This window comes from Kitasatospora griseola (assembly GCF_044999035.1).
GTDB classification, from domain to species: Bacteria; Actinomycetota; Actinomycetes; order Streptomycetales; family Streptomycetaceae; genus Kitasatospora; species Kitasatospora griseola.
Genome location: NZ_CP173360.1, coordinates 1312828 through 1337989, shown reverse-complemented (window position 1 = coordinate 1337989; position 25162 = coordinate 1312828). Strand labels below are relative to the sequence as shown.

The window sequence follows — 25162 nt, the reverse complement described above, 5'->3', positions numbered from 1 at the left end:
GGGAGCCTGCCAGGAGCCCGCCGACTCGTGCGTGGCCTCGTACCGGGCGCGTGCCGGGGTGCGGGTGCCTGAGCGGGCCGTCATCGGGATCGCCCCCGGCAGCTGCACCGTCGTCACCGACCACCCGGCCCTGCGCGCCCGCTGACCCCGCGCCCGCTGACGCCGGGGCAGCCTACGAGGGCCGCGCCGAAGTGCCGATCCCGCGCTCCGAGTAGCGGAACTGCGGGTGGGTGGAGGTCAGTTGGCGGACAGGGCGTCGAAGGAGCGTTCGATGGCCTTGCAGGTGGTCGCCAGGTCGTCGGCGGTGACGGCGGCGGAGACGAACCAGCAGGCCATGCCGTAGGCGTTGGTGTGCACGCCCTGTTTGAGCAGTTCGTGGCGGAAGGCCGCGTATCGGGCGGTGTCGGCACGGAGGAGGTCCCGGTACTGCGTCGTGGGGGTGCCGCCGGGAGTGAACACCACCTGGAAGAGCGCGCCGACGCCCTGGACCGCGCAGGGCACGCCGCGGTCGTGGGCGGCCCGTTGGATGGCCTCCATGATCTGGCGACCGGTGGTGTCGATGTGTTCGACGACCTCGGGGCGGTTCAGCTCTCGCAGGGTGGCCAGGCCCGCGGTGGCGCACAAGGGGGAGGAGTTGTAGGTGCCGCCGTGCTTGAGGTGACCGGTGGCGAGCGGTTCCATCAGCTCGCGCCGGCCGGCGAAGGCGGCGATCGGCAGGCCGCCGCCCAGGGCCTTCGAGTAGGTTGCGAGGTCGGGAACCACGCCGAACAGGGCCTGCGCGCCGCCCGGTGCGGTCCGGAAGCCGGTGCAGATCTCGTCGAAGATCAGCACGATGCCGCGCCGCGTGCACTCCTGGCGCAGCACCTCCAGGAAGCCGGGTGCGGGCATCGTGCAGGCGTTGTTGGCGACGATCGGCTCGCAGATGACGGCGGCCAGTTCGCCCCGGTGGGCGTCGAGCACGGTGCGCAGGGCGTCGGGGTCGTTCCACGGGCAGACCACCACATCGTCCACGACCCCGGCCGGGATGCCCGGGGAGTGCGGCACCGGGTGGGGGCGGTCGTAGGGGCCGGCTTCGTCGGCGCCGGGCCGGTTGGACACGGCCAGCACATCGGTCCAGCCGTGGTAGTGGCCCTCGAACTTCAGGATCTTCGTCCGCCCGGTGTGGCTGCGTGCGGCGCGCACGGCCCCCTGGACCGCCTCGCTGCCGGAGTTGGCGAACCGCACCAGGTCGGCGCAGGGGACCATCTCCGTGATGAGTTCGGCGAGTTCGACCTCCGCGGTGTTGCAGGTGCCGAACATCGTGCCGCCGTGCAGCACCGGTTCCAGGGCGTCGGTGAGGACCGACGGCGCGTGTCCGAGGACGGCGCTGCCGTAGGCGGCCAGGTAGTCGACGTACTCGTTGCCGTCGATGTCGCGGATCCGCGCCCCGTGGCCGGAGGCCATGTACAGGGGGTACGGGTGCGGGCCGGTGGAGGTCAGCCGGGCGGAGGAGCTGATGCCGCCGGCGAGGGATGCCTGCGCCCGTTCGTACCAGGCTCGGCTGCCTTCGGTGCCGCCCAGTGCCTGGATGTCGCCAATCATGTGTCGCTCCCGGTTCGAGGGTGAGGTCGGCGGGCACGCTCGGGTGGCGGACGTGCCCAAGTGGGCTTTGTGGAGAAGGAGATGACGGATGGTCAGGCGGATTGCGATCGTGACGGGAGCGGGGACCGGCATCGGACGGGCCTGCGCGCTGGGCCTGCTGGCCGACGGCTGGACGGTGGTGCTCGTCGGACGCCGGGTCGAACGGCTTGAGCAGACCGCCGGCCTCGCCCCGGCCGACCAGCGCGACCGTGCCGTGCCCCTGGCTGCCGACATCACCGACCCCGATGCCGTGGCAGCGCTCTTCGACACGGTGGCGCACCGGTTCGGGCGGCTCGACCTGCTGTTCAACAACGCCGCCGACACCATGCCGTACGTCCCGATCGAGGAGGTGGGCGTGGCGGACTGGAACCGGGTGATGGGATCCATCGCCACCGGCACCTTCCTCTGCTCCCGGGCCGCGTTCCGGTTGATGAAGCGCCAGGATCCGCGCGGCGGACGGATCATCAACAACGGCGCCCCCTCCTCCCAGGTCCCGCGGCCGGACTCGATCGCGTTCACTGCGGCCAAACACGCCGTGGCCGGCATGACCCGGTCGCTGTCCCTCGACGGCCGTCGCTTCGACATCTCCTGCGGCCAGATCGACATCGGCAACGTGACCCCCGAGGGCCGGCCCCAGCCTGCCGTGCGGCAGGCCGACGGGTCACTGCGGGTCGAGCCCACGATGGACGTGCGCCACGTCGTGGACACGGTCCGGGCCATGGCCGCCCTGCCGCTCGGAGTGAACATCCAGTCGGTCCTGGTCATGCCCAGTGCCATGCCGTACGTCGGCCGGGGGTAGCCCCGCGACGTACGCCGGCGTCCAGTGGCCCGGAGTCAGGCGCCCGGCCGTGGCCCAGGCGAGCATCCGGTGCAGGCCGTCCAGATGGATCAAACCCTGGCGCACCGCCAGGAGTTCGTAGTCGGGGCCGGGCATCGGCGCGGTGCTCAGGAAGAGCGGCAGCGGCGGGGCGTCGACCTGCCGGGCGAGCTTGTCCGCGCACAGCGGATTGGTGGTGGCGTAGGTGGCGTGCAGACGGCTCAGCCGGCGGGCGGCGGCGGTCACCGTCAGGCCCGTGCGAGGGATCAGCTCGACCTCGCCGTCCTCGCCCAGGTGCCAGGGGAGCACCACCCGCAGGATCTCCGGCCCGTCCAGGAGCACCTTGTGCCAGCGTCCCCGCAGAAGGCGCTGCGCATTTGTGATGTGACCCAGGGCCTCGTCATTGGAGTTGGCCGCGTCCAACGGGTCGTACGGGTGCTGCCGCGAGAAGTGGTCCAGGACCACGTCGAACGGTACGGCCTCCAGGATCCTCATGTCCGTGTCCTTTCGTACGGGCGGACATACTCGGTGAAGTGCCGCTCGGCGAACAGATCGGGCCAGCGGTCGCGGGCCAGGCCGCGGCGGTTCGCGACGTCCAGGATCTGCCGCCAGTACGGCTTGACCGGCGGCCACCGCACACCGGTGCGGCAGTAGGAGGCGTCGATCATGTACCGCGCCCCGGTCTCCGGTGCGGCAGGAGGTCGACGGGTGTGGAAGAGGGCGGAGTGCAGGATCACGGTCGATCCCGGCGGCAGCTCGTCGATCAGCACCTCGCCCGGGAGCGGGCCGGTGCCCAGGTGGCCGCGTGCGTCCTTGCCGAGGGGCTCCCGGTGGGAACCGGGCAGCACCGCCAGCCCGCCCGTCCCCGGGCGCAAGCCGCGGATGTAGTGCAGGGCGTGGACCATCGGGTGCCGGCGTCGATCGCCGGCCGGCTGCTCGTAGTCGTGGTGCCAGCTCTTGCCGCCACCGGCACAGGGACGGCGGTCACTGTGAAGGTGGTGGAAGACGAAGGAACGGCCGAGCAGTTCGTTGCAGGAGAGAAGCTCCAGCAAGGGTGGGTGCACGGCCAGTTCACCGTGCGCCGCCAGATCGAGTTCCACGACCTCGGGCACCTCGCCGTCGGCGGGACGCGCGCAGGCGTCGATCGACCGCTGCCGCCAGCCCGCGTCCACCCAGTAGTTCACCTCGTGCGTCAGACGTTCGACGAGGTCGAGCGGAAGCCAGCCCGGCAGGACCAGGTAGCCCAGCTCGCGAAAGCACTGTAACTGCGAATCGACTGCTCCGAAATTCACCATGCGCTGACACATCCTTGTGTTCATTCACATGTAGCCCGGGAGACGCTCGGGTGCCTGAGAGTGTGTATCCGGTAGCTGACAGTGCCATGCCTGCCGTCCGGTATCTGACCGAAAACGGACCGATCCGCCCGCGGTGCCGAGGCCCGTGGAGGGATGCCAACGTCCGTTCGCCGGGGGCGAGTTGTTTGCCGTTCGGGGGTTCGGCACCCGGTGTTCTGGCAGTCTGTTGCACGGCAGGTCCGAACCGGTGCGGTCAGGAGTGTGTTGCGTGGCAGCGAGGGAGCAAGAGCCCGCCCAGTACGACGGCATCGGTGAGCGGTACGCCGACTTCAAGCGCGACCACGGCAATGCGCCCGAGGAGCCCGCGGTGCGTGCCCTGCTCGGGGAGCTCGCGGGAGCCCGGGTCCTCGACGTGGCCTGCGGGTTCGGGCGCTACACCCGGCTGGCCAAGGAGCTCGGCGCCGCCCACGTCGAGGGGGTGGACGTCTCCGCGGAGATGGTGGCGCTGGCCCGGCGGGAGGAGGCGCGGAGTCCGGTCGGGGCCGTGTACCACCAGTGCGACGCGGCCGCGCTGCCGGTGCTGGGCGTCTTCGACGTGGCGGTGGCCGTCTGGCTGTTCAACTACGCCGAGGACCCCGGGCGGATGGCCGACATGTTCCGGGGCATCCGCGCCAACCTCGCCCCCGGCGGCCGGCTGGTCGCGGTGACGGTCCACCCCGGTTACGACCCGGCCGACCCGGACCGGCAACCCGCCGGGGCGTCCGTCACGGCGGCCCGGCCCGTACCGAGGGGCACCGCTCTGGTCCTGGAGTTCCCGGTCGAGCCGCCGGTCGTGCTGGCGTTCACCCGCTGGGACGCGGACGTCTACGAGCAGTCCGCCCGCCGGGCCGGTTTCACCAACCTGACCTGGCACCCCGTCCGGAACCCGGCGTCGGAGCTGCCGGGACAGGAGGACCCGTTCATCGTCGCCCTCGTCTGCGCCTGACCGGGCTTCCGGGCGCCCACCGCCGGGCGGCGGCGCAGGGTCAGGGGCTCTGTCGCCGGAGCGGCCGGAATCACTGGAAGTGGGCGCGGTGTTCGTTCAGGAAGGCATCGAGGGTGCGGGGCCGGCGGCCGAGGATGTCGGTGACGGTGGTGGTGGGGGACTCGGGGCGGGCGACGGCGAGTTGCTGGATCTCCACGACGTGGTCGGCGAGCCAGGCGGGCATGGCGGCCCGGTGGACGAGATTGTCGCGCAGCTCGTCCGGAGCGAGGTCGACGTACCGGATCCGGCGGCCGGTCAGTTCGGTCAGCCGGGCGGCGAGGTCGGGGTGGGAGACGGCTTCCGGTCCGGTCAGGGTGTAGGTGCCGCCCGCGAGGTGGCGGCGGGTGAGCACGGCGGCCGCGACGTCGCCGATGTCGCGGCAGTCGATGTAGTTGCAGGGCGCGTCCCGCATGGCGCCGAGGACGAGACCCTGGGCCACGCTGGGCGCGAGGCGCAGCAGATTCTGCATGAAGGCGTAGGGGCGCAGGACGGTGCCGGTGGGTCCGGCGGCGCGCAGGTGTTCCTCGACGGCGTGGTGTCCGCGGGATATCGCGACGGGCGACGCGGGCTCGGCGGCGGGGGCGGAGAGCTTGACGATGTGTCCGATTCCGCTGTGGGCGGCGATGTCGATGACGCGGGTTTCGAGTTCGACCTGTGCGGGGCTGTTGGCCATGGCGAGGAAGAGCTGGGAGGCGCCCGCGAAGGCGGCGCGCAGCGAGTCCGGGTCGCCGGCGTCGGCGTACCGGACCTCGACCTGCCGGTCGTGCGGGCCGGCGGTGCCGGGGAGCGGTCGGTTCGGGGTGCGGGTGAGGGCGCGGACGGGGACGTCGAGTGCGCGCAGGCTGTGGAGCAGGGCGGTTCCGGTGGTTCCGGTCGCTCCCATGACGACGATCATCGGGTGTCTCCTCGGTGCTCGGTGGTGTCCGCGGCAGCCGGTGCCGCAGAGGTGGGTTCGGGCGCCGGCGCCCGGGTGTCGGGGCCGGTCACGGCCGGGCCTGCGGGACGGTGGCGCGCCAGCGCAGGGTGACGATGGTGGTGGCGAGGACGGCGGAGACGGGCAAGTCGATGCGCAGTCGCCGCAGCCAGGGGGCGGGGCGGATCGAGGCGTGGGCCGGCAGCCATTCGGCGGCGAACCATCCCAGCGCTGCCGCCAGGCCGGCGGTCGCGACGACGAGCAGCGCGGTCAGGGCGACGCGCGGCAGGGTCGTGGTCCAGCGTCGCGGCCGCCCGCCGTGCCGCAGCCAGGCGCCGACCAGGAACGCCACCACCGCGGAGGTGCCGGCGATGGAGCTGCAGGCCGCCACGGTCAGGTCCGCCTGACCGGTGACGACTCCTGCGGTACCCGCCATCAGGGCGGGGGCGGCGTAGGCGGTCAACACCTCGCGCCACAGCGTGAACGGCCGGGCGGCCGCCCGGCGCGGGCCGGTTCTGTCGTTCGTTGCGGGCATCCTGGCCTCTTCATCTCGTGGGAGTTCCGAACGGCGAAAGGGTGTGGCCGGGTCGCGACGGGCCTTTCCCGCAAGGTAATTAGTTGGCTAATTACTGCTTGGCGAAAAGGGCTCCCGTCCACGGGACGGGAGCCCGGGCCCGGCCGTCGGCCGGGTCAGTCGGCGGTCAGGGCCGAACTGCCGCGCACGACGCGGGCGAGCAGGTCCAGGAACACCGTGCGCTCCTCGACGGTGAGCCCCGTGACCATCGCCTCCAGTCGCCCGAAGTGCTCGGGCGCCATGTCGCGCAGGCGCTGCGCACCGCGCGCGGTCAGGACCGCGACCGTGCCGCGCCCGTCCTCGGTGGACGGGCGCCTGGCGATCAGGCCCTCGCGTTCCAGGCCGTCCAGCAGACCGGTGACCGTGGCCCTGGAGACGTCGAGGTCGGCCGCCAGCTGCGAGGGGGACTTCTCCCCGCCGTGGCCTTCGAGGTCCGCGAGCAGTCGGTAGCGGCCCGTCGACAGCCCGAACCTGGCGAAGTGGGCCTCGGCCGCCCGGCCGACCTTCGCGCCCGCGGAGATCAGCCGCACCGCGACCAGCACCGCCTGCGGATCCGTCTCCAGGCCGTAGTGCCGCAGCTGCCATCCGGCCTGCTCCAGTGTGGGCTGCTCGCGGTCGGCCTCGTCCCTCGTCATGAAAGTAATATGGCAGCTAACGACTTGAGTCGTCAAGGCGCCGCGGGCCGCGGGTGGATCGGGGCCCGGGCTCCGGGCGCCGGTCCGACGAGTCCGCCCGTGCGCTCCACCGGACCGCCCGTCAGGAGTTCGGTGCAGGTGCCCGGGAAGGCCCGCAGCCTGACCCGGACCGGTTCGCGACCTCGATCCGACCGGCCGCGTGCTGTCGCCAACTCGCCCTCGCCCCTACCATGTTGACCGTCGAAGGAGGTGTCGGCGTGGTGCGCGGGGGTGCAGGTCCCGGCCGGCGGCTGGAGAGCGCGATCGCCTGGGGGCTCAGGAACTCGGACGGCGTGGTGGCCCTGCTCGGGGCGCTGGCCGTCGGTCTGCTCGACCTGCTCGGCGGGGATCTGGGCGACAACGTCGTCTCCGGTGCCACGCTGCTGGTGCTGGCGGCCGTGGTGTACGGCTCGCTGGCCGAGCGCCGACGGCGGGTGGTGGACATCCGGGAGGCGACGGAGGGCGCCCGGCAGGCGCTGGAGAACCTGGCATCGGTGCGCGAACTGGCCGGCGTCGACCTGGAACGGGCGCTGGAGCGGGCCCGGCAGGACACCGACCGGTGGGTGTTCAAGGGCGGCACCGGCACGTACCTGCGGGCGGTCACGCTGCCCGAGTGCGTCCAGGAGGCCCGCCGTCGTCGCCGCGCGCTCACCGTGAAGATCGACATCGTGCACCCGGGCAACGAGGCGGTCTGCGCCGCGTACGCGCGGTTCCGGGGCACCTTCGCGAACCGGGCGGACGGTGCGCTCGGGAGGAGCGACACGGGCTGGAGCGTGGAGCGCACCCGGAAGGAGTCGTACGCGACGGTGCTGGCCGCCGCCTGGTACCGGCAGCGCCTGGACACCCTGGAGATCGACGTCCACCTCTCGGAGGTGGCGCCGTCGCTGCGGTTCGACGTCTCCGCCTCCTGCCTGATCATCACCCAGGACGACCCGCAGCGGGTCAGCATCTGCGTCGAACGCGGCCGCCCGCTGTACGACTACTACGTCACCGAACTGCACCACTACCGGGAGCAGGCGGTGAAACTCGACCTCCGGGACACCGAACCGCTGGGCGACGACCCGACGGCGGACGAGGTCCGGCGGCTGTTCGAGCACCTGCGCATCCCGCTGCCGACCGCCTTCTCGGACCGGGACGTCAGCGACATCATCGACCGGGCGCTGCACGCGGAGAACCCGTACCGACGGTAGCCGCGCCCGCTGGGGGAGGGCAGAGGAGATGACGAACCTCTACACGGCACTCGAACGGGCCGCCGGGTCCACCGCCGCCGCGCCCGGCCTGGACGGTCTGGTCGGGGGCCTGCTGGCCGAGGTGGCCTCCGGCGTGCGGCCGTTGCGCGCGGTCGTGCACCCGCTGGGCTTCTACTGCCTGCCGGTGCTGCGTGACGGCGCGTACGGCGTGTGCGTGCACGTCTTCGACCCGGCCCCGGTCGGGGCCGATTACGAAATACACTGCCACAGCTGGGAGTTGAAGAGCAGCGTGCTCTACGGCCGGATCGGCAACCTGCGGGTGGGGGTGTACGACGAGCCCGCCCGGCCGACCCACCGGGCGTTCGAGGTGCACAGCGCCGGAGGGACGGACGAGATCCGCCCGAGCCCGCGGCTGGTCCGCTGGGAGCCGCTGGCCGAGCAGACCAGCGCACGCGGCGAGACGTACACCCTGGGCGCCGGCGAGTTCCACGCCACGATGCTGCCGGACGCCGCGCCCGCCGCCACCGTCGTCCTCGGCCGGACGGTGCCGGGTCCGGTGGACGTGGTGCTGGGGCCGGTGGACGGCGCCGCCCGCCGGGTGGTGCGACGGCGCTGCGACGCGGCCCGGACGGCCCGGATCGCCGACGAGGCGGCCAGGAGGATCAGTGGACGCGACAGCGCCGGGTGAGGGAGCCCGGCCGGCCGCCTTCGCGGACGAGTGCCGGACCGCGGTGCGGGCCGCCGAGGAGGCGGGCGCCCTGCTGCGGGCCCGCTTCCTGGACGCGTTCCGCGTGGACAGCAAAGGGCAGGACGGTGACGTCGTCACCGAACTCGATCTCCTGGCCGAGGAGTTGGTCACCCGCCGACTGGCCGAGCGGTTCCCGGCGGACCGCATCCTGGCCGAGGAGGGCGGTACCGCGGCCGACCGGCCGGGCTCCCGCCGCACCTGGCTGGTCGACCCGCTGGACGGCAGCAACAACGTGGTGATCGGCCTGCCCGCCTACGTGGTCGGCATCGCGCTCTGCCTGGACGACGAGCCGGTCGTCGGCGTGGTCCACGACCCGGTCGCCGGCCGGACCTGGCGGGCCGTGCACGGCGGCGGGGCGTACGGCCCGTCCGGGCGACTGCGCGCCGCTGCCCGCCCGCCGCGGTCCGGCCGCCCGGTGCTCGGCTGGACGCAGGGGCACGGGGTGGCGCGCGACGATCCGGTGGCCCGGGCGCTCAAGGACGGCCTGGAGGGCGGCGCCCGCCGGGTGCTCCAGCTGTGGGCGCCGCTGCTCACCTGGTCGCTGCTCGCGTGCGGGCTGATCGACGGCTTCGTCGGCTACCGGGCCGAGGAGATCGACCTGCCCGCCGGGATCCTGCTGGCGACCGAGGCGGGACTGGTGGTCCGGGCGCTCGACGGCAGCGGGTTCGACGCGCGGATCGGGCAGCCGGACACGGCCCGCAGCTACGTCGCGGGCCGGGCGGAGGTCGTGCCGTACCTGCTCGACCTGGTGGCCCGCGCCGCCCGGCCGGCCGGACCCGAAGAGGCCGCCGCAGGGCCGTGACCCGTCGGACCCCCCCGCCTCGAAGCCGGCCCCCGCAGGAGCCCTTGTGCGGGGGCTCAGGCGGAGCCCACCACCGCGAGTGCCGCGGTGGCCAGCGCCACGCCACCGACGGCGAGCACGGCCCCGGTCCCGGCCACGCTCCGCAACGGCACCCGCAGGCCCGCCGAGCGGCAGCGCTCGTACCAGAGCAGGGTGGCCAGCGAGGCCCAGGGGGCGATCAGCGGGCCGATGTTGGTGCCGATCAGCAGGGCCAGCAGCTGCTGGTGGTTGCCGGCCGGCACCGCGGCCTCCCCGGCCAGGTAGACCGGCAGGTTGTTGAGCAGGTTGGACAGCCCCGCACCGACCGCCGAGGCCCGGAACAGGCCCAGCGGCCCGGCGTCGTCGCCGACCGCCGCAGCGAGCAGCCGGTGCAGTCCGTGCGCGTCCACGGTCTGCACCACCAGGAACATCCCGGGCACCAGGACCAGCAGCCGCCACGGAATCAACGAGGCGCTCAGCCCCTCCGGACGGCGCACGGCGTACGCCGCGACGACCACCGCGGCCGCCGCGCCCGAGGCCATCCAGAGCGGTACGGGGGCCAGCAGACTGCCCGCCAGGAACCCGGCGCAGGCCAGCGCGCAGACCCGGAACAGCACCGGATCCTTCGGCCGCCGGACCTCCGGCGGCCGGTACCCGTCCGCGCCCCGCCGCCCGCGCCGCCAGTAGAACCCCCACAGGCACGCCATGGTGGCGAGCAGGGCGGCCAGTTGCGGCGCCCACATCGCCCGCGCCAGCCCGGCGCTGGAGAGCGCGACCCGGTCGGCGGCCAGCAGGTTGGTCAGGTTGGAGACCGGCAGCAGCAGGCTCGCCGTGTTGGCCAGCCAGACCGTGGTCATCGCCAGCGGGAGCGGAGCGATGCCCACCCGGGTGGCGAGTGCCAGCATCACGGGGGTGAGCAGCACCGCGGTGGTGTCCAGGTTGAGGACGGCCGTGGTGAGCGCGGCGAAACCCACGCACAGCAGGAACAGCACCGGGTAGCTGCCCCGGCCGGCCCGCGCCACCCGGGTCGCGAGCACGTCGAACACCTCGGCGGCGCCGGTCAGTTCGGCCAGCACGACCACCGAGCCCAGGAAGGCGAGCAGCGGCGCGATCCGCTGCACGGCCGCCCCGGCGGAGTCCGCCGGGAGCAGCCCGGTGGCGAGGAGGAGGAGGCCGAGGGCGAGCAGACCGCCGGCCAGGAGGTCGAGCGGGTGCAGCCGCCGGGCGGCGAGCCAGTACGCAAACACGGACGCCAGGGTCGCACAGCCGCCGTCGAGGGTCGAGGCCGCCGTCGGCCCGCCCCCGCGCCCGGCCGGTCGTCGACCGGACGTCGGTCAACGGAGAGCACCCCGGAATCGCCCAAAAGCGTTGCAAGGAAAGACGGTTACTCCCGTCCGGGGCGGTCATATGTTCTCCGTATGGGGGCTCTTGACGCGATCCCGGGTGGCCCCGGGCCGATCGACTTCTTCATCAGCTACTCGCCGGCCGACGAACGCTGGGCGTCCTGGATCGCGTGGACGCTGGAGGAGGCCGGCTACCGGGCGTTCCTCCAGGCGTGGGACTTCGTCCCCGGCACCAACTTCGTCGACTTCATGGACCGCGGCATCACCGAGTCCGCGGCGGTCATCGCCCTGCTCTCACGCCACTACGAGCGCTCGCGCTACGGCCGGATGGAGTGGCAGGCCGCCCTGCGCGCGGACCCGGACGCCCCGGAACGCCGCCTGGTCACCGTCCGGATCGAGGACATCCCGGTGGACGGCCTGCTCGCCACCCTCACCTACATCGACCTGGTCGGCGTCAACGAACCGGCCGACGCCCGGCAGCTCCTGCTCACCCGGGTCGCGGCGGCCATGGACGGCCGCTCCCGGCCCGAGCTGCGCCCCGGCTACCCGGGCGGCGCGCTCGGCCCCGCCGACGCCCCGGGCACGCTCTCGCCGGCCGCCCGGACGCCGGCCGCCGCACCCGGGGCGGCCGGCGCCGCCGGCCGGACGGCCCGGCGCAGGCCGTCCGTCCAGCCCGAGTACCCGCTGGCGGCCGGCCGGGCCGGCGGGCGCGAGGCGGTGACGGTGCTGCACCTGGCCGGCCCCGGGTTCGGCCGGGGCAACGACCCCGCCGACCTCCAGGCCGCGGTCTGGGGCGACCTGGTGGAGCTCGCCGACTTCGGCGCCCCCGCGCCCGAACTGGTCGTGGTCACCGGCGACCTCACCGCCTCGGGCAGCCCCCGCGAGTGCGAGCAGGCGCTCTCCTTCCTCAGCGGGATGCGCACCCTGCTGGGCCTGGAGCCGCACCGGGTGGCGATCGTCCCCGGCGGACAGGACGTCAGCCAGGCCGCCTCGCGCGCCTACTTCGCCACCTGCGAGGCCGACGAACTGCGGCCGGCCCCGCCGTACTGGCCCAAGTGGCGGCACTACTCACGGCTGTTCCAGGAGTTCTACCAGGGCCTGGACGTGGTCTTCGACAGCGCCCAGCCGTGGACCCTCTTCCCCGTCCCCGAACTGGGCGTCGTCGTCGCCGGCCTGAACTCCTCGATGGCCTGGTCCCACCGACCCGACGACCGGTACGGCTGGCTGGGCCCCGAACAGGCGGCCTGGTTCGCCCAGGCGCTGCGCCCGTACGAGAACGACGGGTGGCTGCGGATCGGCGCGATGCGCCACCCGGTGGCCGCCCACCCGGCGCGCGGCGGACCGGCCGACGAACCGCTCCGCGACGCGGACCGGTTCACCCGGCTGACCGCGCCCCGGCTCAACCTGCTGCTGAACGGCCCGGGCGCCGCGCGCAGCGGCGTCGGGACGCTGGCGACCTCGGCCGGCGAGGTGACCACGCTCGCCGCCCCGGCCGCCGGCGGCCACCAACTGCTCCGGCTCACCCGCGAGGGGCTGACCCGCTGGTCCGACCCGGGCGCCGAGCCCCTGCGGGCGGCCGTCCCCTGGCGCCTGGCCGGGCGGGTGTTCCCGGCGCCCGAACCGGCCGACCGGGCCCCGACCGTCGAACCGCCGCAGGTGGCCGAGGCCCGCCCTGCCGCCGGGGCGGAGCGCGAGGTCCGCAGGCTGGCCTCGCCGCTGGACACCCTGCTGGCCCGGGTCGCCGAGGTGTGCCGCACCCGCCACCGGGGCGCCCAGATCCGCGAGGTGGCGGGCCCCCCGCCGCAGCTCTTCGTGACCTGGGCCGAGTCCGGCCTGGTCCGCCAGCAGCGGGTGGCCGTCAGCGTGCGGACCCCGACGCCGGAGGACGTCGACCGCTTCATCGACGAGGTGCACGCCGACGGCGCCGCCCCGGACGCCGAACTCGTCCACGACGGCCCGCCGCCGTCCCTGGCCCTGCGCGAGCGGGCCCGCCGCCGCGGGGTGCGGCTGCGCAGCTTCCTGGAGTTCCAGGGCCTGCTGGACCTGCGCGACTACGTCTCGGCGCAGAGCGAGCGGCTCGCCGCCGACAGCCAGTACCAGCCCGGCCTCTACCTGCCGCAGCGCTACCGCGACGCCGAACGGCCCGGCGCCGAGGAACGCGACGGCCTGGTCGACGAACTGCTCCGGCTGCTCGACTCCGACCACGGCCGGTTCGTCCTGCTGCTCGGCGACTTCGGCCGCGGCAAGACCTTCGCCCTGCGCGAGACGGCCCGCCGCATTCCCACCGAACTCCCGTACCTGACACCGCTGTTCATCGACCTGAGCGCACTCGACAAGGCGCACTCGCTGGACGGCCTGGTGGCCGCCCACCTGACGGAGCACGGCATCGACTCCCTCGACCTGCGGACGTTCCGCTACATGCTCCGGCAGGGCCGCGTCGTGCTGCTCTTCGACGGCTTCGACGAACTGGTCAACCGGGTCAGCTACGAGCGCGCCGCCGACCACCTCCAGGTGCTGCTGGACGCCGCCGTCGACAACGCCAAGATCGTCGTCACCAGCCGTACCCAGCACTTCCGCTCGCACGAACAGGTGCTCACCGCGCTCGGCGAACGGGTCGGCCTGCTTCCGCAGCGCAGGCTGGTCGCCGTCCAGGACTTCACCCCGCACCAGATCCGCAGCTACCTCGCCAACCGGTACGGCGACCCGGATGCCGCCGCCCGCCGGATGCGGCTGCTGGAGGCCATCCCCGACCTGCTCGCGCTCTGCCGCAACCCCCGGCTGCTCAGCTTCGTCGCGGACCTCGACCACGACCGGCTGCGCACCGTCGCGGGCGCCGGCCGGGCGCTCAGCGCCGCCGGCCTCTACCAGGAACTCTTCACCTCCTGGCTGCGGTTCGAGGAACGACGCGGCGACGGTGGGCCGGGCGCCGCCCCCGGCCTGCGCCTGGAACAGCTCTGGCAGGCCGTCACCCTGCTCGCGGTGCGGCTGTGGGAGAGCGGCCGCACCTCCGTCTCGCTGGACGAGATCGTCGACATCGCCGAAGTGCTCAGCGGCCTGGTCGACAGCCCGATGCCCACCCCGCAGGTCGCGCACGCCGTCGGCTCCGGCAGCCTGCTGGTCCGCTCCGACGAGGGCATGTTCCACTTCATCCACGGCTCGGTGGTGGAGTGGCTGGTGGCCCGGGCCGCCGCGGCCGCCCTGGCGAGCGGCGACCCGGAACTGCTCGCCCGCGGCCCGCTCAGCCGGCTCGCCGTCGAGTTCCTCTGCGACCTCGCCGACCGCCAGGCCTGCCAGAACTGGGCCCGCTCCGTCCTGGACGGCGCCCAGGACAGCGGCGAGGCGGCCCGGCTCAACGCCATCAAGGTGCTGGACCGCCTGCGGGTCCCCGCGCACACCGTCCTGCGCGGTGCGCCCCTGGCCGGTGAGGACCTCTCGCACCGCGACCTGTCCGGCGTCGACCTGTCCGGCGCGGACCTGACCGACGCCCGCCTGCTCGGCGCCGACCTGTCCGGCGCCGACCTGCGCGGCGCGACCCTGGCCGGGGCCCGGCTCGACTCCGCCGACCTCTCCGGCGCCGACCTGCGCTCGGCCGACCTGCGCGGCGCCCGCCTGCTCGGCACCGACCTGCGCGGCGCCCGACTGCAGGGCAGCCGCTGGCAGCGGGCCGCCCTGATCTCGGCCGTCACCGATCCGGAGGTGATGGCCGCGCCGGAGCTGCGGGCCGCCGCGATCGCCCCGGGACTGCCCGTCGAGGCCGGGTTCAGCCCCTCGGAGGTGGGCGTCCCGTACGGCTTCGACGTGCGCTCCACCCGGCTGCCCGAACCCGTCGCCTTCAGCCCCGACGGCCGACTGCTCGCGGTCGGCAGCGAGGACGGCAGCGTGCTGGTCTGCGACGCCGTCACCGGAGTCGCCCTGCGCACCCTCAAGGACCACAGCGGGCGGGTCTACGCGGTCAAGTTCGCCGGCGACGTGCTGGCCACCGGCAGCGCCGACGGCACCGTCCGGCTCTGGGACCAGGTCTCCGGGGAGTGCCGGCACCGCCTCGACGTCCACCCCGGCGGCGTCTGGCCGGTCTCGCTCGGACCGGACGGCCGACTGGTCGCCACCGGCGACCCGGACGGCGTCGTCACCCTCTGGGACACCGCCACCGGCCGCCCGCTGCACCGCCTGCGCGGCCACGCCGCGCCCGTCTACACGGCGGTGTTCAGCCCCGACGGCACCCTGCTGGTCACCGGGGACTCCGGCGGCGGAGCCCGGCTGTGGTCCACCGCCACCGGCCGCCGGCGCGCCGTGCTCCCCGGCCACCGGGGCACCGTCTACCGATCCGCGTTCAGCCCGGACGGCGCCCTGGTCGCCACCGCCGACGGCGGCCACGACGACGGCGTCGGCGGCAGCGTACGGATCTGGGACGCCGCCGGGCGGCGCCTGCTGCACACCCTGTCCGGCCATGCCGGACGGATCTACACCCTCGCGTTCCACCCCGACGGCGACCTGCTGGCCAGCGGCGACACCGAAGGCCAGGTCCGGCTCTGGAACCCGCTCGACGGCACGCCCGCCGAACGGCTGGAGGACTCGGCCGGCAAGATCTACCAGGTCACCTTCGACGAGGCCGGCACCCGGCTGGCCGCCAGCGACAGCGACGGCGGGGTGCGGATCTGGCAGGTCTCCCGGACCCTCCGGGCCGACGGCGCCGGACGGTCGGGCCGCGCCCCGGCGACCCGCAGCGGCGGCTACAAGGTGGCGCCGCTGCGCCGCCAGCCGCCCGAGCACCGGGGCTCGGTCTGGGCCTGCCGGTTCCGTCCCGGCGCGGGCCGGGGGAGCGCGGAGACCGACGCGCTGCTGGTCACCGGCGGCAACGACGGGCTGGTCCGGCTCTGGGACCCGGCCTCCGGCCGCAGCCGCCAGCTCCTGCGCGGCCACGGCCGCCGGATCGGCTCGCTCAGCTTCAGCGGTGACGGCGCCCTGCTCGCCGCCGGGGGCAACGACGGCGTGGTCCGGCTCTGGGAGCCCGCCACCGGCCGCCGGCTGCGCGAGCTCTCCGGCCGCAGCAGCCGACTGGTCTCCGCCGAGTTCAGCCCGGAGGAGGCGGTCCTCGCCACCGCCACCAACGACGGCGACCTCTGTCTCTGGAACGCCCGGAGCGGCGAGTACCTGCGCGAGATGGACATGGAGACCGAACACGTCTGGGCCGAGGCGTTCAGCCCCGACGGCGTCCTGGTCGCCACCGCCAACGACGACGACACCGTCCGGGTCTGGTACCGCCGCACCGGGGCCCACCTCACCACCCTGCGTGAGCACCGGGGACGGGTCCGCTCCATCGCGTTCAGCCCGGACGGCCGACGCCTGTTCACCGGCTGCGACGACCACCGGGTGAGGATCGCCGACCTCGGCACCGGCCGGGTCGAGGCCGAACTCGACGGCCACACCGACCGCGTGTACGCCGTCTCGCTGGCGCCCGACGGCTCCTGGCTGGCCAGCGCCTCCTGGGACGGGACCGCCCTGATCTGGGGCGACGGCGTGGTCCGGCACCGACTGACCGGCCACATCGGGCGGCTCTGGACCGCGGCCGCCCACCCCTCCCGGCCGCTGCTCGCCACCGCGGGGGACGACCGGATGGTCCGGCTCTGGGACCCGCGCACCGGCGAGCAGCTGGCCGGCCTGCGCGGCCACACCGGCCGGATCCTCGCGGTCACCTTCAGCCCGGACGGCTCGCTGCTCGCCAGCGGCGGCGAGGACGGCACCGTACGGCTCTGGCGGATCCGCCCCGACGGCCGGCCCGCCGCCCTGGCGACGCTGCTCGGCTCGCCCGACGGCTGGGCGGCGCTGCTGCCGTCCGGCGCGTACAAGTGCGAAGGCGATGTGGCCGGGGAGTTCTGGCACGCCGTCGGCATGTGCCGGTTCGAGCCCGGCGAGCTGGACCCCCACCTCCCGGGCGTCCACCGGCTCCCCCCGGAGGCGGAGCTGTGAATCGGCGTCGCGCCGGTCCTCCGCCGGCCCGGTGACTTCCACCGGCTGCACCGCCGTCGCCGACCGCCCGGCCCTGCAATCCGGCTGACGCCGCATCAGCCTACGAGGGCGGTGCAGCGGCGGGGCGAGGTCAGGTGCGGCCGGAAGGTTCAGGCCAGGCGTGCCGCGGCCAGGGCCAGCGCGCGGTCGAGCGCCGCGTCGGCGTGGCACGGCACGTCGGGCCGGACGCCGGCGCCCTCCCAGTTGGTGCCCGAGACCGGGTTGACCGCGCGGGCGACGGGCACGGAGAGCTCCAGGTTCGGGTGCACCGTCCAGCCCTCGCGCGGGTGCGCGCCGCCCCGGGTGGTCTCGCCGACGATCTCGGCGCGACCGAGCTGCTGCAGGTCGTAGGCGAGTTCCTCGCCCGCGGAGAAGGTGTTCCCGCTGGTCAGTACGTAGAGCGGCTTGCTGCCGCCGAACCGGGCGCCGGGGACGAACGGGGGTGTCCAGGACTGCTCGGCCACCTCTCCCTGCCGCGACAGCATGGTGTTGAGGTGGGTGCGGCCGTCGAGCAGGTAGCCGCAGACGAAGGCGACCGTGTCCGGATCGCCGCCGGCGTTGCGGCGCAGGTCCAGGACGAGGGCGCGGGCCGGCGCCACCAGGGAGAGCGCCGCCGCCAGCGGCTGTGCCGCCCAGTCCAGCGGGAACATGTTCGGTGCGATCTCCAGGACCGCGACGCCGTGGTCGAGGAGTTCGACCCGCGGAATCCCGCCCAGGGTCGCGTCGAACTCCCTGCGCATCGCGGCCAGGGCCGCCGCGCCCCGCTCCGGCGGCGCGGGCACCGCGTGGTACTTGAGGGACAGGTGCAGGTCGCCGTTGACCGACCGGAGATCCGTCGTGACCGTTTCGGCCAACTCCTGGGCGGATTCGGTGCGGTAGCAGCCCTCGGCGAGGCGGCGCAGGAGCAGCGCCGCCAACTGCCCGGCCGTGTCGGGGAAGACGTAGTGCTCGGCGACCAGGTCGGCGAGCGACTCGACGACGGCGTCGGTGTCCAGCATGGGCCGCGCGGTGGTGGAGGTCATGACAGGGAGTAGAACAGTGGCTTGCCAAAGCGTCAAACATGCTTAACGCTTGATCTGATGAACAATCAACCCAGCGGCGACGTCCAGCAGATCAGCACCTCCGCGCAGCACACCGCGCTGGCCCACCCCGTGCGCCAGCGCCTGCTCTTCGCCCTGAGCGCCCGGCCGTCGACGATCAGCCGGCTCGCCGCGCAGCTCGGGGTGAACAAGGGCAGCGTCTCCCACCACCTCAGGGTGCTGTGCGAGGCGGGGCTGGTCCAGGAGGCGGGGACGCGACGGGTGCGCGGCGGCACCGAGAAGTACTACCGGCGGACGGCCGAGCGGCTCTTCGTCGCCGAACCACGGGCCGAGGGCACGGCCGCGCTGCTCGGCGCCGTCGCCCAGGAGTTGGAGCGCTCGCCCGTCGAACACGTCCTGACACTGCGTCACATCCGGCTCAGCCCCGCCAGAGCGGCGCGGCTCGCGGAGACGTTGGCCGCACTGGTCGAGGAGACGGAGGAGGACCCGGAGGGCGAGCCGGTGCACGGCCTGCTGGTGACGCTCTACCAGCAGGCCGGGGCGCAGGCGCCGGGCGGCCCGAAGGCCGGGTGACCGGATCCGGCCCGCCCGACCCCACGGGCGGTGGCTCAGGCGGCCCGCAGCTCCGCGCGGGCCAGCGCCACCACCGACAGCAGCAGCACCGCCGTGCCGAGCAGCGCGGACGGCGTGAGCGGCTCGTCCAGCACCGCGGCGGCGATCACCGTCGCGCTCAGCGGCTCGATCAGCGCCACGACGGATGCGGTGGCGGCGCGGATCACCGCCGCGCCCGCGAAGTACAGCGCGTAGGCGAGGGCGGTCGGCACCGTCGCCAAGTACCCGAGCAGCAGCAGCGTGGACGGCAGCGCGTGCGCCGTCGGCAGCAGGCCCTCGGCGTACCCGAACGGGGCCAGGCAGGCCGCGCAGATCGCGAACGACCAGAGCGTGGTGACCGCCGGGTCGTCCGCGGCGCCGGTGCGGGCCCAGTGGCGGGTGGCCACGGTGATGGCCGCGTACCCGGCCGCCGAGGCCAGCGCCCAGGCCAGGCCGCGCGGCTCCACCCCGGCGTCCGCCCCGCCGCCGAGCACCAGCACCGCCAGGCCCAGCAGCGCCCCCGCGATCGCCGACACCCCGGCCCGGCCCAGCCGTTCGCCCATCAGCAGCCGTCCGCCGAGCGCCACCATCACCGGCGCCGAACCCAGCGTCACGACCGTGGCCACGGCCAGGCCCGTGTGCCGGACCGCGAGGAAGTACGCGGCCTGGAACAGCGTCAGCCCCAGGCCGTTGAACAGGATCCGGACCGGCGCGGGCCTGGACCGTCCGCCGCCGCGGCCCACCCGCACGGCCAGCAGCACCGCGGCGCCGCCGAGCGAGCGCCAGAACGTCAACGCGAGCGGTCCCAGGCCGCTCTGCCGGAACAGCAGCGCGGCCGCCGCCCCGGCGGTGCCCCAGGCGGTCGCGGCGAGTGCGACGTACAGCAGGCCCCGCCGCGCGGGCAGGGCGGAATGAAGCGAGAACACGGGTGAACTCCCGAAATGCCGTCATGGTCAATGGCCACGGAAGCGGGCAGCCCACACCGTCCCGGGACGCCTGCCGTCAACGGCGGTCTCCGGGCACTCGTTCGACGATCGGCCGGCCTGCCCGCTCAGACGGCGGGAGGAGGCAGCACACCACGATGCACGCCGACCACTCTACGCACCTCCGCCCGCCCGGCCGCCGAACAGGAGGGAGGACGTCAGATCAGGGGCGGGCGGCCGAGGCGGGTGAGGTGCCAGACGGTGTGCCAGCGCATCGGGCGACGGGGCGGGCAGGAGGTGCGCAGGCCCTCGGCGAAGCCGGCGAACCAGGAGGCGAGGCCGGGGAAGGAGCGGGTGCGGACGAGGGTGAGCAGCAGCCACGTGGCGAGATAGAGCGGGACCAGCGGCGCGGGGAGGCGGCGCTTGGCCAGCCAGACGCGGTTGCGGGCGGTGTAGCGGAAGTAGACGGCGTGCCGCGCCGGGGAGGTCTTCGGGTGCTGCAGGACCACCTGCGGGTCGTACTGGATGGTCCAGCCGTCGTCCAGGGCGCGCCAGGCGAGGTCGGTCTCCTCGTGGCCGAAGCGGAACTCGCCCGCCCACAGGCCGGTTCGGCGCAGCATCGGCACCGAGAGGGCGTGCCCGCCGCCGAGGAACGCGGTGACCAGGCCGGCCCGCATCGGGTCGGACGCCCGCAGGCGCGGGACGTGGCGGCGCTGGGTCTCGCCGTGCTCGTCCGCGATCCGGAACGCGACGATCCCCAACTGCGGCTCGGCGGCGTACCGTTCGGCGACCCGTCGGAACACGTCGTCGGCGATCAGCAGCCCGTCGTCGTCCAGCTCCACCACCACGTCGACGTCCCCGGCGTCCAGCAGCGCCTGCAGCCCGACGTTGCGCGCTCCCGGGCAGCCCGGGTTGTCGGCGAGCGGCAGCTTCTGCAGCCCCGGCCGGTCGACGTCGGTGAGCGGGCAGGCACTGCCGACCAGCACCACCCGCTGTGCGGGCAGGTCCTGCCGGTCCACCGAGTCCAGCAGGGCGGCGAGTTCACGCGGGCGGTTGCCCATGGTGACGATCACGACGCCGATCCGTGGTGCGCTCATCAGCTGGACTCCGGTGCGGGACGGGCAGGTTCGGCCCCGATGGTAGCCGGTGCCGGAGGGCCGGCCGGCCGTCGAACGCGTCGGCGGTCCGGCCTCCGTTGCACCGTCCGAGCAGGGCGGGCAGGGCGGCTCGGGAGGTCAGGCCGGGTAGGCGTGGGTCTGGGTGGCCTTGACGGCGGCCCAGACCCGAGTGCCGGGGGTGAGGTCGAGGTCGGCCGCGGCGGTGGGGGTGAGGTCGGCGGCGAGGGGGAGCGGGCCGGCGAGGTCGACGCGGAAGCGGTCGCCGTGGAGGTCGAGGCCGGCGACGGTGCAGGGGAACAGGTTGCGGGCGCTGGTCTCGGGGCGGTGGCGGTGCAGGGTGACGGCGTCGGGCGGGAAGGCGACGAACGCGGGGCCGGTCAACTCCTCGTCGGTGGCGAGGACCTGTCCCTCGGGAAGGGTGACGCGGCGGCCGTCCGCGACGCCCTGGTACAGGTTGAGGCCGACCAGGCGGGCGATGTAGTCGGTGCGCGGGCGGCGGGCCACCTCGGCGGGGCGGCCGGTCTGGACGACCCGGCCGGCCTCGATGACGACCAGGCGGTCGGCGAGCACCATCGCGTCCAGCGGGTCGTGCGTGACGAGGACCGCGACGGCCTCGAACTCGGCCAGGTGACGCCGGAGTTCGGCGCGGACGTCGAGCCGGGTACGGGCGTCGAGCGCGGCCAGCGGCTCGTCGAGCAGGAGCAGGCGGGGGCGGACGGCGAGGGCGCGGGCCAGGGCGACGCGCTGGGCCTGGCCGCCGGAGAGCTTCGCGGGGCGCCGCCCGGCGTGCTCGCCGAGGCCCATCCGCTCCAGCCAGGGCAGCGCCTCGGCGCGGGCGGCGGCGCGGCGAAGTCCCTTGCAGCGCAGGCCGAAAGCGACGTTGTCGAGCGCCGACAGGTGCGGGAAGAGCAGGTAGTCCTGGAAGACCACGCCGATCGGACGCTGCTCGGCGGGACGGAAGACGTCGTCGGCGGGGGAGTCCAACTGCTCGCCGTACAGCGTGATGTGACCGTCCGTCAGGGGGAGCAGCCCGGCGAGGGCGCGCAGCGCGGTGGACTTGCCGGCGCCGTTCGGGCCGAGCAGTGCGACGACCTCGCCGGGCTGCGCGGAGAGCGCCACGTCGAGGGTGAACGCGCCGCGGCCGACGCGCAGTTCGGCATCCAGAGTGGTCACGGGGCGGACATCCAGCGGTCGCGCAGTCCGGCGAGGACGGCGATGGAGACCGTGAGCAGGATCAGACTGAGCGCGATGGCCGCCTGCGGGTCGGACTCCATGGCGAGGTACACGGCCAGCGGCATGGTCTGGGTGCGGCCGGGGAAGTTGCCGGCGAAGGTGATGGTCGCGCCGAACTCGCCCAGCGCGCGCGCCCAGGCGAGCACCGCGCCGGCCCCGATGCCCGGGGCGACCAGCGGCAGGGTGACCCGGCGGAACGCGGTCAGCCGGGACGCGCCGAGGGTCGCGGCGGCCTCCTCGTAGCGCGGATCGGCGGCGCGCAGCGCGCCCTCCACGCTGATCACCAGGAACGGCATGGCGACGAAGGTCTCGGCGACGACGACGCCCGCGGTGGTGAACGGGAGGGTGATGCCGGTCGCCGCGTCCAGCCAGCGCCCGACGATTCCGGCCCGGCCGAGCACCAGCAGCAGCGCGACGCCGCCGACCACCGGCGGCAGCACCAGCGGCAGGGTGACCAGGGCGCGCAGCAGCCGGCGGCCGGGGAAGTCGGTGCGGGCCAGCAGCCAGGCCAGCGGGACGCCGAGCAGCAGCGAGACGCCGGTGGCGGCGGTCGCGGAGATCAGCGACAGCCGCAGCGCCTGCCAGACCTCGGGGCCGGTGAGCAGCGCGGGCAGCGCGCTCCACGGGGCGCGGATCAGCAGGCCGAGCAGCGGCAGCACGAGGAAGGCGAGGCCGAGCAGGGCGGGCAGCAGCAGCGCGCCGGGGACGCGGGTGGCCCCCCGGGGCCGCCGCCGGCCCCGGGGGTGTGGTGCGGGAGTGGTTCGGGGCGTGCTCACGGCACCTGGAAGCCGGCCTCGGTGAGCACCCGGCGGGCGTCCATGGAGTTCAGGTAGCCGAGGAACGCGGCGGCGCCGTTGGCGTTGGGCGCCTTGCCGAGGGAGACGACCGGGTAGTCGTTGACGGCCTGCGCGGACTCGGGGAACTCCACGCCGTCGATCTTCGCGGCGTCCGCCTTCACGTCGGTCCGGTACACCAGCGAGGCGTCCACCTCGCCGAGTTCGACCTTGGTCAGCGCGCCCTTGACGTCCTGCTCGTAGGTGGCCGGGGTGACCTCGACGCCGGCGGCCTTCAGCGCGGTGACGGCGGCGGCGCCGCACGGCACCTCCTTGGCGCACAGCGCGGTCTTCACCCCGCCGAGGTCCTTCAGGCCGCCGATGTGCTTCGGGTTGCCCTTGGCGACGGCGATCTCCAGCGTGTTGCGGACGAACACCCTCGGGTCCTCGCCGGTCAGCTTGGCGTCCGTGACGGTCTTCATGGTGGCGGGGCTGGCCGCGGCGAACACGTCCACGGGCGCGCCGGAGACGATGCTCTGGGCGAGCGCCGAGGAGCCGCCGAAGTTGAAGCTCACCTTGGCGCCCGGGTAGGCGGCCTCGAAGCGCTTGCCGAGCTCGGTGAAGGACTCCTTGAGCGAGGCCGCCGCGAACACCGTCACCGTGCCGTCGACCTTGGGGGCGTTCTGCGCGCCGTTGTTCGACGGCGGGTTGTTGGCGGTGCACGCGGTCAGCGCGGCCGCGAGGGCGAGCACGGCGGTGGCGGCGAGGAGGCTTCTGGCGCTGCGCATGGATGGGTTCCCCTGGTCGTGGTGAACGGTCGCGGCACATTGTCGGGGGCCGATCAGCCGATCATAGTGCCGCAGCTGCGGGGCCCAACAGGGCAGCCCCCTCGCATCAGCGACCTTAAGGCGAACTTAAGCGCTGCATGTGCCTCAACTCAAGCGCCGCTTTAGGCCAGGGCGAAGATCCTCGCCACACCCCGACCGGCCAGGACATACTGACGCATTGTCAGCGAGCCTCCACTGTCCGGAGGTTCGCCCGCCGATGGAGGGGGAACTCCATGACCGCCACCACCCGCGTGCCCGGCCCCGCCGGACTGCCGCTGATCGGCTCGCTGCTCGATCTCCGCCGCAGTTCGCTCGCCACCTACCTCGCCGCCCGGCGCGACCACGGCGACGTGCTGCGGATCACGGCCGGCCCGCCCGGGCTGCGCGCCGAGATCTACCTGGTCGCCTCGCCCGAGGGCGTCCAGCAGGTACTGGCCACCGAATCGGCCAACTTCCGCAAGGACAACGTCTTCTACAGCGAGATCAGGGAGAGCTTCGGCAACGGCCTGCTCACCGCCCAGGACGAGGACTACCTACGCCAGCGCCGCCTGGTCCAGCCGCTGTTCACCCGCCGCCGGGTCGACCAGTACGCGGACGCCATCGGCGTCGAGGCCGAGTCGCTGGTGGAGCGCTGGGCCACCGCCCCCGACGGGACGGTGGACGCCGCCGAGGAGATGTCCCGGTTCGCGCTGCGCACCGTCGCCCGGATCCTGTTCGGCCAGGACGTCGAACAGGCCGTGGAGACCGTCCACGACGCCTTCCCGGTCCTCGGTGCGTTCGTCCGCTCCCGCGGCTTCTCCCCGGTCCGGCTGCCGCGGGAGTGGCCGCTGCCCGGCCACCGCAAGGCGCTGGAGGCCGAGCGCACCCTGTACGCCGTGTGCGACGGGATCATCGAGCGGCGTGCCGCCGAGGGCGTCACCGAGGAGCGGGACGGGGAGGACCTGCTCGGCCTGCTCGCCAGGGCCCGCGACGAGGACGGCAACCAGCTCGACGCCACCGAGCTGCGCGAACAGGTGCTGATCTTCCTGCTGGCCGGCCACGAGACCACCGCCACCTCGCTGACCTTCGCCCTGCACCTGCTCGGCAAGCACCCCGAGCAGCAGCGCCGGGCCCACCAGGAGGTCGTCGAACTGCTGGCCGACGGCCGCCGCCCCACCGCCGCCGACTACCCGAAACTCCCGTACCTGACCCAGGTGCTCAAGGAGGCGATGCGGCTCTTCCCGGCCGCCCCCTCGATCGGTCGACGGGCCGTCAAGTCCACCGTGGTCGGCGGCGTCGAGATCCCGGGCGGCGCGGACGTGCTGGTCGCCCCGTACGTGACGCACCGCCACCCCGACCACTGGGAGGACCCGGAGCGCTTCGACCCCGACCGGTTCACCCCCGAGCGCGAGGCCGCCCGCCACCGCTACGCCTGGTTCCCGTTCGGCGGCGGCCCGCGCGCCTGCATCGGCCAGCACTTCTCGATGCTGGAGTCGGTGCTCGCACTGGCCGTGCTGCTGCGCGAGTTCGAGATCACCGCCGTCGACCTGGACGTCCCGCTCGGCCAGGGCATCACCCTGGAGGTCCGTGGCCCGGCCCGGGTGAAGCTGACCCGCCGTCAGGAGCTCTAGCGGACAGCGCACCGCCCGCTCCC

At 74.3% G+C, this 25162-nt stretch carries 20 protein-coding genes and 1 pseudogene; 8 read left to right on the top strand and 13 right to left on the bottom strand.

Features of this window, described 5'->3' with window-relative positions; translation table 11 throughout:
• Window positions 1-237 precede the first annotated feature (237 nt).
• Window positions 238-1581: an aspartate aminotransferase family protein gene (locus ACI1MP_RS06380; protein ID WP_404867977.1), complete on the bottom strand. Its 1344-nt coding sequence runs from the start codon at window positions 1579-1581 to the stop codon at window positions 238-240.
• A gap of 88 nt (window positions 1582-1669) precedes the next feature.
• On the opposite strand from ACI1MP_RS06380, the gene ACI1MP_RS06375 reads away from it, so the two are divergent.
• Window positions 1670-2419 carry an SDR family oxidoreductase gene (locus tag ACI1MP_RS06375; protein WP_404867976.1) on the top strand — a complete coding sequence of 250 codons (750 nt, stop codon included), beginning with the start codon at window positions 1670-1672 and terminating at the stop codon, window positions 2417-2419.
• 36 nt (window positions 2420-2455) lie between these two features.
• Here the strand turns inward: ACI1MP_RS06375 and ACI1MP_RS06370 are convergent.
• Both ACI1MP_RS06370 and ACI1MP_RS06365 read right to left on the bottom strand, forming a co-directional pair.
• Window positions 2456-2932: pseudogene (locus tag ACI1MP_RS06370) on the bottom strand (DUF6309 family protein); the annotation flags it as partial.
• The gene (locus tag ACI1MP_RS06365) at window positions 2929-3732 is read right to left on the bottom strand and encodes a phytanoyl-CoA dioxygenase family protein (protein ID WP_404867975.1); all 804 of its coding nucleotides are present in this window, start codon (window positions 3730-3732) and stop codon (window positions 2929-2931) included. The pseudogene ACI1MP_RS06370 and the gene ACI1MP_RS06365, both read right to left, overlap by 4 nt.
• Before the next feature lie 268 nt (window positions 3733-4000).
• Here ACI1MP_RS06365 and ACI1MP_RS06360 point away from each other — a divergent pair, with 268 nt between their 5' ends.
• Entirely contained in the window at window positions 4001-4717 is a 717-nt protein-coding gene (locus tag ACI1MP_RS06360) for a class I SAM-dependent methyltransferase (RefSeq protein ID WP_404867974.1), read from the top strand.
• A gap of 70 nt (window positions 4718-4787) precedes the next feature.
• On the opposite strand, the gene ACI1MP_RS06355 is transcribed toward ACI1MP_RS06360, so the two are convergent.
• From ACI1MP_RS06355 to ACI1MP_RS06345, 3 genes are all read right to left on the bottom strand, one after another.
• On the bottom strand, window positions 4788-5651 hold the full coding sequence (locus ACI1MP_RS06355) for an NmrA family NAD(P)-binding protein (RefSeq protein WP_404867973.1): 864 nt from the start codon (window positions 5649-5651) through the stop codon (window positions 4788-4790).
• 88 nt (window positions 5652-5739) lie between these two features.
• A complete protein-coding gene (locus tag ACI1MP_RS06350; protein WP_404867972.1) occupies window positions 5740-6204 on the bottom strand; it encodes a hypothetical protein in 465 nt (154 codons plus the stop codon).
• Between the two features lie 155 nt (window positions 6205-6359).
• Window positions 6360-6878 carry a MarR family winged helix-turn-helix transcriptional regulator gene (locus tag ACI1MP_RS06345; RefSeq protein ID WP_100587827.1) on the bottom strand — a complete coding sequence of 173 codons (519 nt, stop codon included), beginning with the start codon at window positions 6876-6878 and terminating at the stop codon, window positions 6360-6362.
• Between the two features lie 257 nt (window positions 6879-7135).
• On the opposite strand from ACI1MP_RS06345, the gene ACI1MP_RS06340 reads away from it, so the two are divergent.
• The 3 genes from ACI1MP_RS06340 to ACI1MP_RS06330 are packed head-to-tail and all read left to right on the top strand — an operon-like array spanning window position 7136 to window position 9657.
• On the top strand, window positions 7136-8107 hold the full coding sequence (locus tag ACI1MP_RS06340) for a hypothetical protein (RefSeq protein WP_404867971.1): 972 nt from the start codon (window positions 7136-7138) through the stop codon (window positions 8105-8107).
• A gap of 28 nt (window positions 8108-8135) precedes the next feature.
• Window positions 8136-8795: a hypothetical protein gene (locus ACI1MP_RS06335; protein WP_404867970.1), complete on the top strand. Its 660-nt coding sequence runs from the start codon at window positions 8136-8138 to the stop codon at window positions 8793-8795.
• Window positions 8773-9657 carry an inositol monophosphatase family protein gene (locus tag ACI1MP_RS06330; protein WP_380332957.1) on the top strand — a complete coding sequence of 295 codons (885 nt, stop codon included), beginning with the start codon at window positions 8773-8775 and terminating at the stop codon, window positions 9655-9657. Before ACI1MP_RS06335 ends, ACI1MP_RS06330 begins: the two co-directional genes overlap by 23 nt.
• A 56-nt stretch (window positions 9658-9713) precedes the next feature.
• Here ACI1MP_RS06330 and ACI1MP_RS06325 read toward each other — a convergent pair whose 3' ends face one another.
• Window positions 9714-10922: an SLC13 family permease gene (locus tag ACI1MP_RS06325; RefSeq protein WP_404867969.1), complete on the bottom strand. Its 1209-nt coding sequence runs from the start codon at window positions 10920-10922 to the stop codon at window positions 9714-9716.
• Between the two features lie 171 nt (window positions 10923-11093).
• Between ACI1MP_RS06325 and ACI1MP_RS06320 the strand changes: the two genes are divergently transcribed.
• Complete coding sequence (locus ACI1MP_RS06320) at window positions 11094-16985, top strand: TIR domain-containing protein (protein WP_404867968.1); 5892 nt, start codon at window positions 11094-11096, stop codon at window positions 16983-16985.
• 149 nt (window positions 16986-17134) lie between these two features.
• Here the strand turns inward: ACI1MP_RS06320 and ACI1MP_RS06315 are convergent, their stop codons facing one another.
• A complete protein-coding gene (locus ACI1MP_RS06315) occupies window positions 17135-18046 on the bottom strand; it encodes a S41 family peptidase (RefSeq protein WP_404867967.1) in 912 nt (303 codons plus the stop codon).
• A gap of 57 nt (window positions 18047-18103) precedes the next feature.
• Here ACI1MP_RS06315 and ACI1MP_RS06310 point away from each other — a divergent pair, with 57 nt between their 5' ends.
• Window positions 18104-18637 carry a winged helix-turn-helix domain-containing protein gene (locus tag ACI1MP_RS06310; protein ID WP_100587833.1) on the top strand — a complete coding sequence of 178 codons (534 nt, stop codon included), beginning with the start codon at window positions 18104-18106 and terminating at the stop codon, window positions 18635-18637.
• A 35-nt stretch (window positions 18638-18672) separates the two neighbouring features.
• Here the strand turns inward: ACI1MP_RS06310 and ACI1MP_RS06305 are convergent, their stop codons facing one another.
• From ACI1MP_RS06305 to modA, 5 genes are all read right to left on the bottom strand, one after another.
• The gene (locus tag ACI1MP_RS06305; RefSeq protein ID WP_404867966.1) at window positions 18673-19581 is read right to left on the bottom strand and encodes a DMT family transporter; all 909 of its coding nucleotides are present in this window, start codon (window positions 19579-19581) and stop codon (window positions 18673-18675) included.
• Between the two features lie 215 nt (window positions 19582-19796).
• Complete coding sequence (locus ACI1MP_RS06300) at window positions 19797-20675, bottom strand: glycosyltransferase family 2 protein (protein ID WP_404867965.1); 879 nt, start codon at window positions 20673-20675, stop codon at window positions 19797-19799.
• Window positions 20676-20813: 138 nt separating this feature from the next.
• Window positions 20814-21869 (bottom strand): ABC transporter ATP-binding protein, encoded by a 1056-nt coding sequence (locus ACI1MP_RS06295; RefSeq protein WP_404867964.1) that lies wholly within the window; start codon window positions 21867-21869, stop codon window positions 20814-20816.
• A complete protein-coding gene (locus ACI1MP_RS06290; protein ID WP_404867963.1) occupies window positions 21866-22705 on the bottom strand; it encodes an ABC transporter permease in 840 nt (279 codons plus the stop codon). The genes ACI1MP_RS06295 and ACI1MP_RS06290 overlap by 4 nt, the downstream gene beginning before the upstream one ends.
• Window positions 22702-23490, bottom strand: coding sequence for a molybdate ABC transporter substrate-binding protein (gene modA / locus ACI1MP_RS06285; protein WP_189276245.1), 789 nt, complete (start codon window positions 23488-23490; stop codon window positions 22702-22704). The genes ACI1MP_RS06290 and modA overlap by 4 nt, the downstream gene beginning before the upstream one ends.
• Before the next feature lie 272 nt (window positions 23491-23762).
• Between modA and ACI1MP_RS06280 the strand changes: the two genes are divergently transcribed.
• Complete coding sequence (locus ACI1MP_RS06280; protein WP_380332948.1) at window positions 23763-25139, top strand: cytochrome P450; 1377 nt, start codon at window positions 23763-23765, stop codon at window positions 25137-25139.
• Window positions 25140-25162 lie beyond the last annotated feature (23 nt).